This is a genomic window from Haemophilus sp. HMSC071C11, assembly GCF_001837655.1.
Lineage (GTDB): Bacteria > Pseudomonadota > Gammaproteobacteria > Enterobacterales > Pasteurellaceae > Haemophilus > Haemophilus influenzae.
In genome coordinates this window covers 1-245 of record NZ_KV833434.1, presented here as the reverse complement: position 1 = coordinate 245, position 245 = coordinate 1, and the positions used below count along the sequence as shown (strand labels likewise).

Annotated in this window: 1 tRNA gene; it reads right to left on the bottom strand. The window is 39.2% G+C overall.

From position 1 onward, the window contains the following. Positions 1 to 60 precede the first annotated feature (60 nt). A tRNA-Glu gene (locus tag HMPREF2644_RS06350) sits at positions 61 to 136 on the bottom strand. Positions 137 to 245 lie beyond the last annotated feature (109 nt).

The following is a 245-nucleotide window of genomic DNA, read 5'->3' as shown; positions in this document are numbered from 1 at the left end:
TTCAGCTTGTTTCCAATTTTTTAAAGAACAGTAAGACAATCTAATAAAGTTATCTTTAATTGGCGTCCCCACGGGGATTCGAACCCCGGTTACCGCCGTGAAAGGGCGATGTCCTAGGCCTCTAGACGATGGGGACATCAATTAAAGATACTCTATTTTCTTTTTATCTTTTAACGTTTATTTTTCAACGTTGCTTTCGCTTCGTTTTTAATCTTGTCTACAACTATCAGCCAATCTGTGTGAGC